This window comes from Neorhizobium descurainiae (assembly GCF_051400715.1).
Lineage (GTDB): Bacteria > Pseudomonadota > Alphaproteobacteria > Rhizobiales > Rhizobiaceae > Neorhizobium.
In genome coordinates, this window is record NZ_JBLFFK010000007.1 from 261643 (window position 1) to 278528 (window position 16886).

At 62.7% G+C, this 16886-nt stretch carries 16 protein-coding genes; 7 read left to right on the plus strand and 9 right to left on the minus strand.

The genetic code is table 11. The features are described 5' to 3' along the window. Positions 1 to 99 precede the first annotated feature (99 nt). The 3 genes from ACMGE0_RS15220 to ACMGE0_RS15230 all read right to left on the minus strand — a co-directional run bounded on the left by ACMGE0_RS15220 (position 100) and on the right by ACMGE0_RS15230 (position 2730). Entirely contained in the window at positions 100 to 858 is a 759-nt protein-coding gene (locus tag ACMGE0_RS15220; protein ID WP_436816701.1) for an ABC transporter permease, read from the minus strand. Continuing rightward, positions 840 to 1589 carry an ABC transporter permease gene (locus tag ACMGE0_RS15225; protein ID WP_436816702.1) on the minus strand — a complete coding sequence of 250 codons (750 nt, stop codon included), beginning with the start codon at positions 1587 to 1589 and terminating at the stop codon, positions 840 to 842. Before ACMGE0_RS15225 ends, ACMGE0_RS15220 begins: the two co-directional genes overlap by 19 nt. Positions 1590 to 1722: 133 nt before the next feature. Beyond that, entirely contained in the window at positions 1723 to 2730 is a 1008-nt protein-coding gene (locus tag ACMGE0_RS15230) for an ABC transporter substrate-binding protein (RefSeq protein ID WP_436816703.1), read from the minus strand. Between the two features lie 239 nt (positions 2731 to 2969). Here ACMGE0_RS15230 and ACMGE0_RS15235 point away from each other — a divergent pair, with 239 nt between their 5' ends. Then, positions 2970 to 4373: an amidase gene (locus ACMGE0_RS15235; RefSeq protein WP_436816704.1), complete on the plus strand. Its 1404-nt coding sequence runs from the start codon at positions 2970 to 2972 to the stop codon at positions 4371 to 4373. 211 nt (positions 4374 to 4584) lie between these two features. On the opposite strand, the gene ACMGE0_RS15240 is transcribed toward ACMGE0_RS15235, so the two are convergent. From ACMGE0_RS15240 to ACMGE0_RS15265, 6 genes are all read right to left on the minus strand, one after another. Then, on the minus strand, positions 4585 to 5298 hold the full coding sequence (locus ACMGE0_RS15240) for a GntR family transcriptional regulator (protein ID WP_436816705.1): 714 nt from the start codon (positions 5296 to 5298) through the stop codon (positions 4585 to 4587). An 88-nt stretch (positions 5299 to 5386) separates the two neighbouring features. Next, a complete protein-coding gene (locus ACMGE0_RS15245) occupies positions 5387 to 6208 on the minus strand; it encodes an alpha/beta fold hydrolase (protein WP_436816706.1) in 822 nt (273 codons plus the stop codon). 2 nt (positions 6209 to 6210) lie between these two features. Continuing rightward, positions 6211 to 7056 (minus strand): carbohydrate ABC transporter permease, encoded by an 846-nt coding sequence (locus ACMGE0_RS15250; protein WP_436816707.1) that lies wholly within the window; start codon positions 7054 to 7056, stop codon positions 6211 to 6213. 1 nt (position 7057) lies between these two features. Further along, a complete protein-coding gene (locus tag ACMGE0_RS15255; protein WP_436816708.1) occupies positions 7058 to 8002 on the minus strand; it encodes a carbohydrate ABC transporter permease in 945 nt (314 codons plus the stop codon). Positions 8003 to 8019: 17 nt separating this feature from the next. Next, positions 8020 to 9321, minus strand: coding sequence for an extracellular solute-binding protein (locus ACMGE0_RS15260; RefSeq protein ID WP_436816709.1), 1302 nt, complete (start codon positions 9319 to 9321; stop codon positions 8020 to 8022). Between the two features lie 57 nt (positions 9322 to 9378). Next, on the minus strand, positions 9379 to 10461 hold the full coding sequence (locus ACMGE0_RS15265; protein WP_436816710.1) for an ABC transporter ATP-binding protein: 1083 nt from the start codon (positions 10459 to 10461) through the stop codon (positions 9379 to 9381). A 301-nt stretch (positions 10462 to 10762) separates the two neighbouring features. Here ACMGE0_RS15265 and ACMGE0_RS15270 point away from each other — a divergent pair, with 301 nt between their 5' ends. From ACMGE0_RS15270 to ACMGE0_RS15295, 6 genes are read left to right on the plus strand one after another with little or no spacing between them, the layout of a single operon-like run. Continuing rightward, positions 10763 to 11545, plus strand: coding sequence for an SDR family oxidoreductase (locus tag ACMGE0_RS15270; RefSeq protein ID WP_436816711.1), 783 nt, complete (start codon positions 10763 to 10765; stop codon positions 11543 to 11545). Positions 11546 to 11551: 6 nt separating this feature from the next. Beyond that, positions 11552 to 12682 (plus strand): pyridoxal phosphate-dependent aminotransferase, encoded by a 1131-nt coding sequence (locus ACMGE0_RS15275; RefSeq protein ID WP_436816712.1) that lies wholly within the window; start codon positions 11552 to 11554, stop codon positions 12680 to 12682. A gap of 43 nt (positions 12683 to 12725) precedes the next feature. Then, positions 12726 to 13604 carry an alpha/beta fold hydrolase gene (locus tag ACMGE0_RS15280; protein WP_436816713.1) on the plus strand — a complete coding sequence of 293 codons (879 nt, stop codon included), beginning with the start codon at positions 12726 to 12728 and terminating at the stop codon, positions 13602 to 13604. 5 nt (positions 13605 to 13609) lie between these two features. Continuing rightward, a complete protein-coding gene (locus tag ACMGE0_RS15285) occupies positions 13610 to 14863 on the plus strand; it encodes a hydantoinase/carbamoylase family amidase (protein WP_436816714.1) in 1254 nt (417 codons plus the stop codon). Further along, a complete protein-coding gene (locus ACMGE0_RS15290) occupies positions 14863 to 15792 on the plus strand; it encodes a cupin domain-containing protein (RefSeq protein WP_436816715.1) in 930 nt (309 codons plus the stop codon). The genes ACMGE0_RS15285 and ACMGE0_RS15290 overlap by 1 nt, the downstream gene beginning before the upstream one ends. Continuing rightward, the gene (locus ACMGE0_RS15295) at positions 15792 to 16730 is read left to right on the plus strand and encodes a nucleoside hydrolase (RefSeq protein WP_436816716.1); all 939 of its coding nucleotides are present in this window, start codon (positions 15792 to 15794) and stop codon (positions 16728 to 16730) included. Before ACMGE0_RS15290 ends, ACMGE0_RS15295 begins: the two co-directional genes overlap by 1 nt. Positions 16731 to 16886: the final 156 nt, after the last annotated feature.

Below are 16886 nucleotides of genomic sequence, written 5' to 3' on the forward strand. Positions count from 1 at the left end.
GGCGATGACGGCGCGGCACGGCAACGGATGCAGCCATCAGCCTCACTCTGCCATTGTCCAGGTCGCTATCCATCCTGATGGGATCTCAACACCTGCGCTTCAAGACCACCAGACCAGCCGACGGTCGATCAGGACGAGCAGGCCGTAGAGAGCCAGGCTCGTGAGCGACGACACGAGGATGGCCGCCCATACGGTGAGCGAGTCCATCTCGGCTGTTGCGCGATAGACGACCTGGCCGATGCCCTTGTAGGCTCCGAGCATCTCGGCCACGATTACAGCAATCGTGCTTCGGGCGAGGCCGATGCGCAGCCCGGTGACGATCGCGGGCAGGGCGGCCGGCAGGCGCAAGCGCCGGAGTATGGCGAACCGGCTTGCCCCGAAGCTGCGAAGCAGATTGACCTGTCCGTCTTCCGTGCGCGAAAAGCCTTCGATCGCGCCGAGCAGGACCGCGAAGCTTACCGCCAGCGCCGCAATGGCGATCTTCGAGGCCGGGCCCATGCCAAACCACAGCAACGCCAAGGGTACGAAGGCGATGGATGGCACCGTGTTGAGGGCTATCACGAGTGGCAACAGCAAGGCCCTCGCAAGCGGCAGCAGCGAGAAAAGGCAGGCCGCCGCCAGGCCGATCAGAGCGCCGATTGCAAAGCCGGACAGCGCCTCGAACGTCGTCAGCCACAGCGCATCGGCGAGCAGCGGAAAGCGCTGGACCGCGGCCGCGGCTATGCCGCTCGGTGCCGGCAGCACGTATTGCGGAATTCCGCCGGCGCCGACTGCGGCCTCCCAGGCGGCCAGCAGAACGACGAGGGCAAGCGGGACAGGCAGGCACGCAGCCAGCGCTTTCATGCGGTGCGCCACCATACATATTTCCTCTCGATGAACGCGAGCAGACCATAGAGCAGCATGCCGAGAAGCCCGCACACGACGATGAGCACCCAGACGCGCTCCACCTGCTCGAAATAGAGCGCCTGCAGCAGCATGACGCCGAGGCCGACATTGTCGCCGAACCACTCGCCGACGATGGCGCCGACCAGGCTCAGCGACATGCCGAGCTTGAGACCGATGAAGAGAGAAGGCAGTGCGGTGGGTAGAGCGAGGCGCCAGAAGATTTGCGCACGTGTTGCACCAAAGCTCAAAAACAATGCCTCGCGCTTCTCGTCCACCATTTGCAAGCCTCTCAGCGTCGCGACGGCCACCGGGAAAAAGGTGAGGTAGAGAGCGATCACGACCTTGGCGAGGATGCTGTTGCCGAACCATATGACGACGATCGCGCCGAAAGCGATGACCGGCACGCTTTGCAAGGCAACGAAAAGCGGCAGTACCGACCGTTCCAGAATCCTGCTCCAGGCGAAGGCTATGCCGAAACCGATGCCGAGCGCCGTTCCGGCGACAAAGCCGAGGGCTGCTTCCAGCAGGGTCCGCAGAAAGCTGGCCCAGAGTTCGGGCCAGACCGAAACGGCGTCGGCCAGCACGCGGTCGAGCGGCGGAAGATAGCGCCAGGGAACGCCGAGAAGCGGAACCAGGACCAGCCAAGCCACGGCGGCGAGCGCCAGGGCAGCGGTAGGATTTTCAAGGGCCGGGCGTAGCTTCATGGAAACTCCGTAAGGGGGCGGACATCGAGGGCCAGGCGCTGAAAAGGGGGGCACGCAGGCATCGTGGCTGGAGCTGGCGGTCCATCGCGACATCCTCCTGGCGAGGCCGAATTCCCGGCCTCGCCGCTTCGGTTCACATGGACTTGCTGGGGGCCGGTACCTTTTTCCAGAAGGTCTGGTTGAAGGCGGCATCCAGGTTGACCGGCGTCTTCAGGGCTTTGTACTCGATCAGGCTGTCGTGCACGGCCTTGATCGAGGCCATGTCGATGGCGCCGAGCCCCTCGCTGCCGCCGAGGTTCGCGCGCATCAGCTTCTCGATCTCATCAAGCATCAGTTCCTGGTGTTTGCGCTCGAGGCCCGAGCCGGCCGCCATGACAATGTCGATGGCTTCGGCCTTGTTTTCGAAGGCGTATTTCCAGCCCTTCAGCGTGGCGCTCAGGAAGGCCTGCACCACTTCCGGCTTTTCCTTGATCATCCTTTCGGACGTGACGATCGAATCCTGCTGGGTCGTCACACCGGAGTCGTCGGGGAGGAAGGTTTTGATGTTATTGATGCCTTGTTCTTTCAGCGTGTTGAGCTCGTTGTAAAGCGTGACCGTCGCGACGTCGTACTGTTTGTCGATGAATGGCTGCATGGAGAAAGGCTGGGAGACGACATTCACCTCGCTCTGCGACAGGCCCTCATGCGCGAGCACGGAGTAGAGCGTGAACTGTGGTCCGGTCATCCAGGTAGCGACCGTCTTTCCCTTGAAATCCCTGACGGAATTGATGCCGGAGTTGTCGTAGGCAACATAGGCAAAGGGCGTCATCTGCTGGGACATGCCAATGCAGATCAGCGGCAGGCCCTTCTCGCGGGCGTAGAGAACGCCTTCCGTGCCGCTGGCAATGCCGAAGGTGTCGGCCCCCGAGGCGACCAGCGTCTCGACATTGATGTTGGGGCCGCCGGGACTGATCGTCGCGTCCAGGCCCGCCTCTTCGTAGAAGCCCTTGGCCTTGGCGACATAGATGCCGGCGAACTGCGCCTGCGCAACCCATTTCAGCCTGATGGAAACGGTCTCCGCAGCCTTGGCTGGCAGCGAAGTGCCGATGGCGGCGACCGCGAACGCGAGGGCAGCAATACTTTTCTTGAGCGGGAGGTTCATTATCGTGTTCCCCTGTTTATGTATGCATTAAATAGGGATGCAATATACGTGCCAGGCGAATTTCGCATTCCGAATGCTTGATTATCTGGGACTTTAGCTCCGGAACGCGCTATAATTTCAGCGCATTCCATTATGGATGCACTTTCTGCCTAAAATGTATTCGTTTTTGACAAAACTGGTTTTTCAGGCTGAATTGGATAGTGCATCTGGCGGAGCAACGGATATCGAGAGGATGACGAATGACTGAAGTGCCGCTGTGGTCCGCCGAGTTCACCCGACTTTCCGATGCGATCCGCTTCGGCTCGCTGACCTCGGTCGATCTGACGGAACTGATGCTGGAGCGTATTGCGGCTCACGATGGGAAATTGCATTCCTATGCCGCCGTGGCGCCGGAAGCCGCGCGTGCTTCTGCCCGTGCGGCGGATGCGGAGATTGCCGAAGGCAAGTGGCGGGGACCGCTGCACGGAATCCCGCTGGCGGTCAAAGACGCGTTCGCCACCGTCGACATCCCGACAGGTTTCGGCAGCCCCGTCTTCACCGGGCGGACGATCGCGGAGGAATCGACGGCAACCGCCCGTCTCAGGGAGGCCGGCGCGGTCATGCTGGGGAAGCTGACGCTGACCGAAGGGGTCTATGCCGACCATCACCCTGCCATAACGCCTCCCGTCAATCCGTTCGGGGCCGCGCACTGGACGGGTACATCGTCGTCTGGATCGGGTGTCGCGGTCACGGCAGGGCTTGCCTATGCCACGCTCGGGACGGACACCGGCGGTTCGATCCGGCTGCCGTCGTCCTGCTGCGGTGTCGTCGGAATCAAGCCCACCTGGGGTCGGGTCAGCCGCCGAGGCGTGTTTCCGCTCGCCGAATCCCTCGATCATGTGGGACCGATGGCGCGCAGCGTCGCCGATGCGGCGGCCCTTCTCGCAGCCATTGCCGGTCCCGACCCGGCCGACCCCACTGCGGCCAGCGTTCCGGTGGACGATTATCTGGCGGCGGCCCTGACGGCCGATGCGGACGGCCTGACGATCGGCATCGATCGCTCCTTTATCGCCTCGCGTGCGACGGACGAAGTGCAGGCTTCCATCGAGGCGGTTGTCGAGATCATGAGCGGACTGGGTGTCCGTTTCGTCGATGTGAGTTTTCCGGATCCTGACGCGGCCCTTCGCGGCTGGGCCGTGCAATGCGCCGTCGAGTGTGCGCTGGCGCACGAGGCTACCTATCCAGCCCGCAAGGCGGAGTACGGCGAGCGTCTTTCGGCCATGCTGGAGCGCGGGCGCGCTCATACGGCCCGCGACATGGCGGTTGCGCTGCAGGACCGCCGCGACTTCAACGGCCGGATCGCGCGAATGTTCGCCGAAATCGATCTCTTGCTGGTGCCGGGGCTGCCCGTCGCCGGCCCTTCGCTGAACTTCATGGCATCGCTGGGCGAGGATCCGGCCGCCATTCTCGCGATCGGTCCCTTTACGGCGCCGTTCGACGTATGCGGCTATCCGACGATCACGCTACCATGCGGACAGAGTACCCAAGGCATCCCGATCGGCTTCCAGTTCGTCGGCCGTCCGTTCGCGGAGGCGCTTTTGTGCAGGGCAGGCGGCGCCTACCAGAAGAAGATCTCGTTCCATCTAAGGCGTCCCGCACTCTAGGACGGGCAGGCGAGGGCGATCAGTAGCCGTTGACGGGACCGACCATGTAACAAAGGGCTGGCCGTCGAGACTGGCCAGAAACCTATGCTTGAATGCTTCGTTTCCGTTGCCTCCGCTCCAGGAGATGCGCGGGCTGCCACACGTTCGCCATGCGATAGAGCGGATGGTCGGCTGCGGCCTTCTTTGGCGGTTGCCGGCGAGTTCGCGCCGCCTATTGGGCGCGGCTCAGATTGGCGGGAAGCGAGGAGATGAAGTCGGTCAGCTGGTCGCCCAGAAGTTGAACGTGATCGCTGGCGGCCTTGCGCGCGGCCTCCGGGTCACCGGCGTCGATTGCGTCCATGATGCGGACATGCTCGCTCAGGGTACTTAACATGCGCCCGGGCTGGTAGGTCGCCCGCATGCGGTAAGCGCCAATGCGCCGGCGAAGCTGCAGCGCCTGGTCGGCGATGAAGTGCGTGTGGGCCGCCTCGTACAGCAGGTCGTGGAACTTCTGGTTGATCTTGTAGAACGTGACAGGATCGCCCCCTTCATGGGCCTGCACCAGTTCCTCGTGGACCTGGCGCATCGCGGCGCGCTCGGCCGGCGTGGCGCGGCGCGCCGCCAAACGGGCACAGAGCCCTTCGAGCGCCGCCATGACGTCGAACATCTCGATGAGGGCCGGAATGGAGAGCACGGCGACGTGGGTGCCCTGGCGGCCGCGCGTTTCGACGAGGCCGATGGCCAGAAGCGCCTTGATGGCCTCGCGGACGGGCGTGCGAGACAAGCCAAAGCGCCGGGCGAGCTCCATCTCGTCAAGCCTCTCGCCCGGAGCGAGTCGGCCGTCCAAAATCATCTGCTCCAGCTGTTCGCGCAGTTCGCCGGAACGCGTCGGCGCCCGCCCGTTTGCTGCTTCCGGCGGACGCCTTTCATCCTGATCCAAATCCATTACTCCTCTCGCGTTTCGCGAAACGGCCAATCGAGACTTTGCTGGCGCCATTTATACTTTTCTTTCACCGGTGCATTCAATGCGCGGATTATTGGTATACCAGCCGCGTTATGCAAGTTTTGAGCTTTTCCACAATCATCGCGGGAGCCTCGACCATCGGAAAATGACCTGAATCGTAGGGGACGACCTCAATGCCTTCGAAGCAGCGCATGGGATCTGGATGTGCAAGGCGGGCGACCCAGGCGGAGTTGAGCATCAAGGCCGGGCAGCGGACCAGCGGCCAGCGGTCCTCGGCGTTCCAGGCGAAAAGATCGTCCTTGATGTCCAGCGCGAAATCGGCCGGAGCCGAGGCAATCATGTCGTCGAAGATCATTTGCCGGATGATGTTACCGGTGGATGGATGGACGATGTTGTCGATCATGGCGCGCATCCTGCCGCCATAGTCGGCCGCAAATTCCTGATGACGCCGCCGGATCTCGTCGTCCGGCAGGCGGCCGTAGTAATCCCGGTCGGTTAGGGTGTCCAGGCCGAGCAGTGCCTTCACCCGGCCAGGCGCCAGGATCGCCACTTCTGTCATGATCGGCCCGCCCATGGAGTGGCCGACAAGCGTGGCGCTGCCGATCTCCAGGTGATCCAACAGACGGGCGACCGCCGCGCCCATTGCGCCGATCGTCTGGCCGGGGCGGGGCGGGGCGGGCATTCCGCCGAAGCCCGGATGGGAGACTGCGAGAATGCGGAAGCGGCGCGCGAGATCGGGAATGATCGGGTTCCACTGGTCGGCATTGCCGCACCAGCCGTGGATGAGCACCAGCCAATCTCCGATGGTGCCGAAGGTGCGGTAGCCGATCTGTCCGCCCATCGGCGCGTCAAGCGTGGCGAGCGGAGCGAGGTTTTCAACGGTCTTCGTCATCGCTATCCCTTGATGCCGCTGGTCGTCATGCCCTGCGTGAAATACTTCTGCAGCAGCAGGAAAAGCAGGATGAGCGGCAGTGTCGCGACGGTCGCGCCGGCGAAGGTCTCGCCCCAATTCGGAAGCTGCGTCGGCGAACCCTGCTGGGCGATCGCCACCTGGATCACCTGATTGGCCGGATCCTGCACGATCACCAGCGGCCAGAGGAAGCTGTTCCAGGAGAAGAGGAAGGTGATGAGGCCGAGGGTCAGCATCGGCACCTTCACGTTCGGCAGCACGATCGAGAAGAAGATACGCACATGCCCGGCGCCATCGATGCGCGCGGCATCCTCCAGCTCCACCGGCAGTTCCTCGAAGGCCTGCTTCAACAGGAAAAGACCGAAGGGGCTGGCAACCCAGGGAATCATGACACCCAGGAGGGTGTTGGAAAGGCCGAGACCGGAAACGACCTGATAGAGCGGCACCATCAATGCTTCGATCGGCAGCAGGAACGTGACCAGAATCAGGACGAAGACGATTTTTGCGCCGGGAAAGCTGACGCGCGTCAGCGAATAGGCGGCCATGGAACAGAGGAGGAGGGTGAGCGCCACCTGTCCGCCTGCGACTATGGCTGTGTTGGCGAGTGCCGTCAGGACATTGGTTCGCTCAAACAACGATTGGTAGTTCTCGATCGTGCCTCCGACAGGCAAGAAGGCTTTCCACGACAGCGGCGTCACGTCGTTGAACAGGGTGAGCTGGTTCTTGAAGGACGAGGCCACGATCCAGGCATAGGGCGCGAGGAAGCAGCACAGGATCAGGGCAATGACGAGGGTGACGAAGAATGCGCGCCGCATGTGATGCTTCTTCATGTCAATAGTTCCAGCGAGAGCGCAACAGCGCCATCTGGGCCATGGAAATGCCCAGCACGACGAGCAGCAGGACGACGGAAAGGGCGGAGGCATAACCGGCCTGCTGCATGATGAAGGCGGTATTGTAGATATGGTAGACGATCAGGTTGGTGCTTTCCTGCGGTCCGCCTTGCGTCATCAGGAAAGCCGGCGCGAAGGCCTGCAGCGAGAACACGGTCATGATCACGACGACGAAGAGCGTCGTGCGCGACAGAAGCGGGACGGTGATATTCCAAAGGACCTGGCGGCGGGTGGCGCCGTCGATGCGGGCAGCTTCTGTCAACTCCGCCGGCAGGCCCTGGAGGCCTGCAAGGAAGAGGATGGCGCCAAAACCGACCTGTTGCCATAGCGTCATCGCAATAAGCGCGGGAAGGGCCTGGCTGGTGGAGGTGAGAAACGGCTGATTGCCGATGCCGGCGACGTTCAGGACGCCGTTGATGAGACCGTTCGAGGGATCGAGCAGGAAGGACCACATCGTCGCGACGACCACCGAGGAGGTCACGACCGGAAGCATGATCATCGTACGGACGAGCCCGCGGGCCGGCAGTTTCGAGTTGAGGAACAGAGCCAGCGAGAAGGCGACCGGGATGACGAACAGCACCACCCCGAGCGCAAAGAGGAAGGTGACGCCGAAGCTGACGGCGGCATCCTCGTATTCGATCATGTCCGTGAAGTTGCGCAACCCGACGAATTTGGCCGCCGCCGGGTTGAGCAGGCTGTAGTCATAGACGCTGTTGCGGGCCATCAGCAGCAGAGGCACGTACTGGAAGACCAGCAGCAGGATCATGAACGGTGCAAGGAAGCCGGCCGCGAACATCCAGTCTCGCTTCTGCCGGCGGGTGGCGGGCTTCCGCGTCTTCGATTTCGTCTTGGCCGAAGCCTGGGAGAGGGTATTCGTGACCGACATTCTTGCGTCCATCGCTGTTAGCGGTCGAGGACCCGCTGAACTTTCTTCTCCGCGTCAGCCATCAGCTCGGCCGGGTCACCACCAAAGGCGACGGCGCGCAAAGCATCGGTGACGAGCTTGTCGTATTGGGCGAACTTCGGGCCCGGCGGGCGCGGCTGGCCCCATTCCTGCAACTGGTCGACGAAGACCTTCATGGGATAGCTGTTGTAGACAGCAAAGCGCGGGAAAAGGCTTTTCAGCGTCGGCAGGTTGCCGCGCTGGCTGACATTCATGTAAGCGTACTCGCCCCAGGACATGTCGACGACAAACTTCGCGGCGATCTCCGGATGCCTGGAGCGCGCGGTCGCACCGATCGTCGTCGAGCCGGTGTGGACGATGGGCGTCTTGAAGTACGGGATCGGCGTGATGCCCCACTCGATCTTCGGATCCTTCAGGAGCGCGTTTCCGGCGGCAGGCGTGTCGATGTAGAAGCAGGCCTTGCCATCGAAGAAGGCATTCGGGATGCCGACCTTGGGCGCTACCCCTTCGGAATTGAACAGTGAACGGTAGAAGGTCAGGGCCTCCACAGCCTCCGGCGTGTTCAGATAGCCTTCGACCGATTTGCCGTCAGGCGAGAGCGCCCAGAAAGTCTTGTAAGCGGAACTTGATGGATCGGCTTTTGGATCGCCCGCCGAGCGCTGGTAGATCAGGTCCTGGTAGACGAGACCGGGCTGGCCGTTGCCGAAGCGGGTCGGGCCGAGACCCCAGACTGTCGGCGAACCGGCAGGACCCTGCTGGCAAGCCTTGAAGGCTTCGAGCGCCTGCGGCCAGGTCCATGCCTCGTCGAGCGTCTGTGGCGGCTTGATGCCGGCGGCGTCCACCAGCGTCTTGTTGTAGTACATGGCGACAGTGGTCTGCTCTATACCCGGCGAATAAACCTCGCCTTCGTAGCTATGCTCCGCCTTGGTGGCGGGCAGGATGTCTTCGTCCCAGCCTTTCGGAAGGTATTTGGTGATCGGCAGCAGAATGCCGGTCGCGGCATAGGACTGCGTGTTCGGACCGTCATAGACGATGATGTCGGGCGGATTGGAGCTGGCCGCCTGGACGGAAATGGTGTCGGCGAGCTGGGCGAAGGGAACTTCGTTGATCTCGAACTTGACGCAGGGATTTTGTTTCTGCCAGGCTTCCATCGGTGCTGGATAGGGGTAGTTGCCGGGCGTGCGCAGGATGCGCAGCGTCACCGTTTCGCCGGTGCAGGTGGTGTCCTGCGCGTAGGCGCCGGTGCCCCAGAGGGCAGTCGCGCCCAGGAGGCTCGCGAAGAAGAGATTGCGGGTATTCATCAGCTGTTCTCCTTGTTCTTGATGATTGTTATCGGCATGGGGCATCGGGCGGCCGCGTCAAAGTGCGTGGCCGGTCTTCGGGTCGAAAATCGACATTCGATCAAATGCAATGCGCAGCGACTGAACCTCGCCTTCAGGGGCTGCGAGATCCGGCGGCAGCATGGCGGAACAGGTCACGCCGGCCAGCGTGAAGTGGACCAGCGTCGTGGGGCCCAGCAGTTCGGCCATGTCTATGGTCGCGCTAAGGTCGGCGGGCCCGTCGGCCAGGAAGTGCTCGGGCCGCAACCCGATTTCGATGTCCTGTCCGACCCGCTGCAGCACCGTCTCTGCCTTGTGTGCCGGAACCGGAATGGTTGCCTCGCCGATCCTGAGTGCCGGCCGGGTGCTCTCGGTCACGACTTTCGCGGGCAGGAAATTCATCGTCGGGCTGCCGATGAAACCTGCGACGAAGCGGGTGGCCGGGCGTTCATAAAGTTCCTGCGGGGTACCCTGCTGCTCGATGCGGCCCTTGTTCAGCACGACGACCCGGTCGGCGAGCGTCATCGCTTCCACCTGGTCGTGGGTGACATAGATAGTTGTCGCCTTCAGCCGCCTGTGAAGCCGGCGGATTTCAGCCCGCATCTGGCCACGCAGCTTGGCATCGAGATTAGACAGCGGCTCGTCGAACAGAAAGACGGCGGGATCGCGGACCATGGCGCGGCCCATGGCCACGCGCTGGCGTTGCCCGCCGGAGAGCTGCTTCGGGCGCCGCTCCAGAAGGGAGGCGATGTCCAGCACCTGAGCTGCCTCCTCGACACGCCGACGGATTTCCGCCTTGTCCATGCCGGCGAGTCTCAGCCCGAAGCTCATGTTCTGCGCCACCGTCATGTGGGGATAGAGGGCATAGTTCTGGAAGACCATGGCGATGTCGCGCTCGCGCGGCTCCAGTTCGTCGACCCGGCGATCGGCGATCCAGATCTGTCCTTCCGAAAGCTCCTCGAGACCCGCGATCATCCTGAGCGTGGTCGATTTGCCGCAGCCGGACGGCCCGACGAGAACGACGAACTCGCCGCTGCGGATATCCAGGTTGAGATCCTCGATCGTGTTGGCCGAGGCGTTTTCGTAGGCTTTTCCCACTCTCTTGAGGGACACGTCTGTCATGGTGAGTCTTCCGGCCATCCTTTTGTCGTGCGGCCCTTTTGGGTTGGGCGAACATTGATGGCATTTTCGTATTCGTGCAATAGCATGACGTATACAAAAATTGATTTCAGTTAAATTTTGCGATTTTGTTGAAATTTAAGGCACACTGCCTCCAGTTTTTGCAAAAAAGATAATCAGTTTGCGTACGATGGGGAATTTTACCTCCAGTCTGGAATAAATTTCTGTGGCAAAATCGAAAAAATCATGGACAGCGTTCTAAATCATAGTATGCAGAAAGGAGAAATATGTATTCATCTAGGAGATGCAATTGGAACTCAATCTTGCCGGAAAAACGGCGCTGATCACCGGAGCCTCGCAGGGCATCGGCCATGCGATTGCCAAGGTGCTGGCGGCGGAAGGATGTCATCTTCACATCGCTGCCCGTAATGGCGCCGCGATGGAAGAGTTGAAGAAGGAGCTGTCGCAGTATCCGGTCAACGTGACCGTACACGAGGCGGATCTCGGCACGACCGAAGCCATGATCGCCCTCGATAAGGCATGCGGCGACTACGATATCCTCATGAACAATGCAGGCGACATTCCCGCCGGTTCGATCGAGGACGTGACCGACGAGGCGATCCGCCGCGGCTTCGATCTCAAGGTCTTCGGCTACATCACCCTTTCCCGCCAGTTCTGGAAGCGCCGCAAGGGCAAGGGCGGCGTCATCATCAACGTTATCGGCAATTCCGGCGAGAACTGGGACGCCGCCTATTTTGCAGGCTCCACGGGCAATGCCGCACTGATGAGCTTCACCAAGGCGCTCGGCGGCCGCAGCATGGACGAGGGCATACGCGTCATCGGCGTCAACCCGGGGCCGGTCGATACCGCGCGTATGCTGAAGATCATGAAGCGCAAGGCCATCGACATGCTGGGCGATGAGGCCCGCTGGGAAGAACTCTACGACAAATATCCGGGCAAGCGCCCGGCGACGGCCGAAGAGGTCGCAGATCTCTGCGCCTTTCTCGCTTCACCCAAGGCCGGCTATATCAGCGGCACGATCGTTACCATCGACGGCGGGATCGCCGCGCGCGGTTCGGTGATCTGATCCGCCATGGCCGACGCGCGCACCCGCAACCGCTATTTCGACGACCTGTTCTCCACGCCGGACCTGGCGTGGATGGGGCAGAACACCAATCACGTGCCCGCCCATCCGGCGGTCACGGATGCCATGATCCGCTCGGTCGAGGCAGGCGAGTTCAATGCCTATGCTCCGCCGATGGGCTTCGAGGCGCTGCGCAGCGCCATCGTTGCCGATCTCGGAGCCGGCTCGGCCGAAGCCCTGGTGACCGAGGGCGGCGTCAATGCGCTTGCCATGATCTGCAAGGCGCGCGCCAAGCCCGGCACGACGCTGGTAACCACCGATCCGACCTGGAAATGGCCCTGCCTGTTTGCCGAACAGGCCGGTGCCGAAGTCGTCCAGATCCCGATCTACGATCCGGCGACGAGCTTCAAGCTGACGCCGGAGGCGCTGCGTGCCGCGGTCGATGAGCGCTGCGCGATCATCTACATTGTTGACCCGAACAATCCGCTCGGCATCCGTTACGAACGTGAGGAGATCGCCGCCTTCGCCGAGATCGCCCGATCGGTCGGCGCGCTGATGATCCACGACTGCACCTATCGCGACTTTGCCGATGGCCACACGCCCGTCCTGCAGGTGGCGCCTGAAGGTACGGTAGTGTCGCTCAGCTTCTCCAAATGGCTGGGGCTCGCCGGCATGCGCATCGGTGCCCTTGTTGCCGAGCCGAAGCTGGTCGACGAGTTCTCCGCCGCTTCGACCTCGGTCCTGGGCGCCTCGGTCGTCGCGCAGCGAGCGGCCATGGCCGGTCTTTCGGTCAAGCCGGAATGGATGCAGGAAGTCCGCCGCCTCGACCGCGCCAACAAGGCGATGATCGTGGCGGCGGCGGAAGCCGCCGGTCTCTCGGTCCCGGTTCCCGTATCGCACGGCAACTTCCTCGTGCTGGAGACGGCTGGCACCGGCGTCTCGCCGGAAGCGATCGTCGAGGCTGCGCGCCGCGAGGGCGTGATGATCCGCCAGGGCCGCTATCACACCGCCGCCTTCGGCGACCGGTTCATCAAGGTTTCGACGTCGGTGCCAAGCGCCTGGGCCGAGCGCTTCTGCGAAGGCCTGCCGCGCTACATCGAGACAGCGCGCACACTCAACGACGTACCGGCCCTCTTCTAGGGCCGGACAATGCATCGACCAGACCACGCAAAGAGGCTCTCACATGTTCGCGACCGCCAACGATGGGACAAAGCTCTACTACGAGACGGCAGGGGAGGGCGGCACGCCGATCCTGTTCATCCACGAATTCGGTGGGAACTACGACGCCTGGGAGCCGCAGATGGGCTTCTTTGCCCGTCGCCATCGTTGCATCACCTATGCGGCACGAGGCTATGCGCCCTCCGACATTCCGACAGACGTCGAGAAATATTCTCAGGCAATCGCGACCGAGGATGCGGTGGCGGTGCTGGATGCCCTCGGCATCGAGAAGGCGCATGTCGTCGGCCTTTCCATGGGGGGCTTTGCGACGCTGCATTTTGGCTTGCGCTTCCCCGAGCGCGCGTTGTCGCTGACGGTTGCCGGTGCCGGCTATGGAACGGAACGGGCGACTGCCGATTATTTCCGCAACACCTCGCTCAAGGTGGCGGAGAATTTCGAGAAGGACCCGGTTGCCTTTTCCAGGATTTATTCGCTCGGAGCGAGCCGGGTGCAGTTTCAGAACAAGGATCCGCGCGGCTGGGCGGCCTTCGCGGAGCGCCTGTCGCGGCATTCGGCGATCGGTGCCGCAAACACCATGCGCGGAGTGCAGTGCCGCCGGCCGTCCTTCTGGGACCTCGAAGATGAGCTGAAGCGGATGATGGTGCCGACGCTGGTGATGACCGGCGACGAGGACGATCATTGCCTGCAGCCGTCGATTTATCTCAAGAAGATGATCCCTGCCTCCGGCCTCGCCATCCTGCCCAAAACCGGACACACGTTGAACCTGGAGGAACCGGCGCTATTCAACGCCCTCATCTCGGATTTCATTGCGCAAGTGGAGCAGGGGGCATGGAAGGTTCGCGATCCGCGTGCCGATCCCGGTCAGGTCATGCGGACGGAGTAAGGAGCATGGCAAGGCCCGCGATTTCCGCCGACCGGCTCTGGGCGCGCCTGATGGCGCTTGGCGAGGATGGTGCGCTGCCGGACGGCGGTGTCAACCGGCAGGCGCTGTCGGCGGAGGAAATCCTGGCTTGGCGCCGTATCATCGCCTGGGGGCGCGAGGGAGGACTCGCCCCTTCGACCGATGCCGCCGGTAATCTCTTTCTAACACTTGAAGGTCGTTCTCCCCGCCTTGCGCCCGTCGTCGCCGGCAGTCACATCGACAGTCAGCCGACGGGCGGTCTTTTTGACGGGGCCTGGGGAACGCTTGCGGCGCTGGAGGCGGTGACGGCGATCGCCGAGGCGGGGCTGACGCCTGAACGCCCGATCGTGGTCGCGGCCTGGATGAACGAGGAGGGAAGCCGTTTCGCGCCCGGCATGATGGGTTCGGAACTCTTTGCCGGCCTCCGTACTGTAGACGAAGTGATGGCCGTGCGCGATGCCGGCGGCATCAGCGTCGGCGAGGCACTGAAGACTGTGCATGACGCCTTTCCCGAAGTGAAACGCAGGCCGCTCGGTTTTCCCATGCATGCCTATGTCGAACCGCATATCGAACAGGCCGATCTGCTCGAAACGACGGGTGCCGTCATTGGCGTGGTCACCGGCATCCAGGGCAAAAAGACCTACGAGATCACGATCTTGGGACGCGAGGCGCATGCCGGCACTGAACCGATGGACCGCCGGCAGGATGCCGTGAAGGCATTTGCGGCGATGGCCTCGAAAATGCATGCGGCGATGGCCGGCGACGACCTCGTGAAGTTCACGATCGGCCGGGTCGAGGTTCAGCCGAACGCTCCTTCGGTCGTGCCGGCGAAGGTCGCCTTCCGCATTGATCTTCGCCATCCCGACAATGACCTGCTGAACGCTTTCGGCATGCGCATCGAGGAGATCGCGTCCACGGAAGCCGGCTCCTGCGCGGTCTCCATCCGCCGCCTGGTCGATGCACCGTCGAACGGTTTCGACGAGGGCCTCAAAGGCCAGATCCGGGCATCGGCCGAGCGGCATGGCTTCGCTCACCTCGATCTTCTGTCCGCTGCCGGCCACGATGCACGGCAGATGGCGCCCCTGACGCGCAGCGCCATGATCTTCATTCCCTGCCGGGGCGGCGTCAGCCACCATCCGGACGAATGGGCGGAGGCGGCACACGTTGCCGCCGGCGCCACCGTCCTTCTCGACCTGCTTCTCCAGGAAGCGGGTGTTTCGTTCAATCAAGGAGATGCATGATGAGCACAGCCAATGACATGGCCGAAATGCCGGTCCAACTGCCACGCAATCCCGTAAACGAAGCCGAAGCGCGCAGCCGCTACTTCAACTCGGGCAACGCCTTCAACATCAAGCTTCCTCCGGTGCCGGGCCATATCTTCACGGACGAGCCGGCCAAGGCCATGGCGATGCAGAAGACCGGTTTCATCAACTGCGACCAGTCCGGCAAGATGCAGTGCGCCTTTCCGGCGACGACGCCGCTGATGCTGGCGCGATATGCCGTGGTGAAGGCGGACGAGACGCTCGACACCACGCTCATCAATACGGCCTCGATCTGGTATGTCATCAAGGGCAAGGCCGGCATCGTCGTCGGGGACGAAACGGCAGTGCTCGGCACGGGCGACGTCTTCCTGCTGCCGGGTGGCGTGACTTCCGCGATCACGGCTGACGAGGATAGCGTCTTCTGGGCGGTCGGCAACGATCCGCAGCTGAAGTTCGACACTTCCGTTCCGGTCACGGGCAAGGACGCCGCAGTCGAATTCGTACACTACCCCGCAGGCGAGATCGCCCACCAGCTCGACGTCGTCTACGGCTCCAACGCCAATGCCAACACGTCCGGCCACGCGCTGATCTTCTCGGCAGTAAAGACGGAAGCTGCCCGCAACATCACGCCGACCATGACGCTGTCGCTCAACACGCTGAAGCCCAAGAGCGAACAGCCGCCGCACAAGCACAATTCGGCGGCAATCACGCTGGTCGTTGCCGGCGATCCGGCCTATTCCATGGTCGCCGAGCAGAAATGCGATTGGTCGCCCTGGGCGACACTGGTCACGCCACCGGCGGCCAAGCATAGCCACCACAACGACGGCAACGGCCGCGCCGAGTTCCTGATCGTTCAGGACGGCGGTTTCTACTATCACGCACGCACCATGGGCTTCGAGTTTTACTGATGCGGCTGATCATCGACACCGATACGGCAGGGGACGATACCTACGCCCTGCTGCTGGCTATGAAGACGCCGGGCTCGACGCTGGAGGCGGTCACGATCTGCGTCGGCAACGTGCCTTTCGACCAGCAGGTCGAGAATGCGCTGGCGACGATCGAGGCCGCCGGCTTTTCCGGCAAGGTGCCGGTCTATTGCGGCGCGCGTCGGCCCATGGTGAAGCCGTGGGAGGCCTCGACCATGCACGGCAATGACGGAATGAGCGGCGCCAACCTGCCGATCGCCCGCCAGCGGCCGGAAACCAGGCATGCCGTCGACGCGATCATCGAGAAGGTGATGGCAGAGCCCGGCGAGATCGACATCCTGGCCCAGGCGCCCCTCACCAACATCGCACTCGCCGTGATGAAGGAGCCGCGGATCGCCAAGGCGGTGCGGCATTTGTGGATCATGGGCGGCACCGACAACTCCGTCGGCAATATCACGCCTTGCGCCGAATACAACTTTTTCGTCGATCCGGAAGCGGCGAAGATCGTGTTCGAGGCAGGCTTCGATATCACGCTGTCTACCTGGACGCTGACCCTACGGTCGAGCGTGTTCGAGGCGGATCAACTCGAAGAGCTCTTCGCTATGAACACGCCGCTTTCGGAATTCTATCGCAAGGTCTCGGCAGTGCCGCGCCAGACGGCGGAGGCACGCTACGGGCGACCGATGAGCACGCATCCGGATTCGCTGACCTGTGCGATGGCGCTCGATCCCGCCCTCATCGAGTCGGCGCGCGCGGCCGTCGTGCGGATCGAGACGGCGGGTGAGATCACCCGAGGTTTTTCGGCAATCCACCCGCCGGTGCTCGGCAATCGCTGGCCGGAATACAAGGTCAATGCGCGTGTCATCGAGCAGGCGTCGAACGACGGCTTTTTCCGAATGATGAAGCAGGCGCTGTCATAGCCGGCAAACGGCGGGAGAGATTCATGCAACAGGGCCGGTACGGGTTTCGTGTCCGGCCTTTATCGTCGAGGGCCGCTGGATTTCCGCGTAATGAAAGCCACCTTGCGAACCTTGCTAGGCACCTCATGCCGACCCGTTGGGCATTTCTCCGTGCTG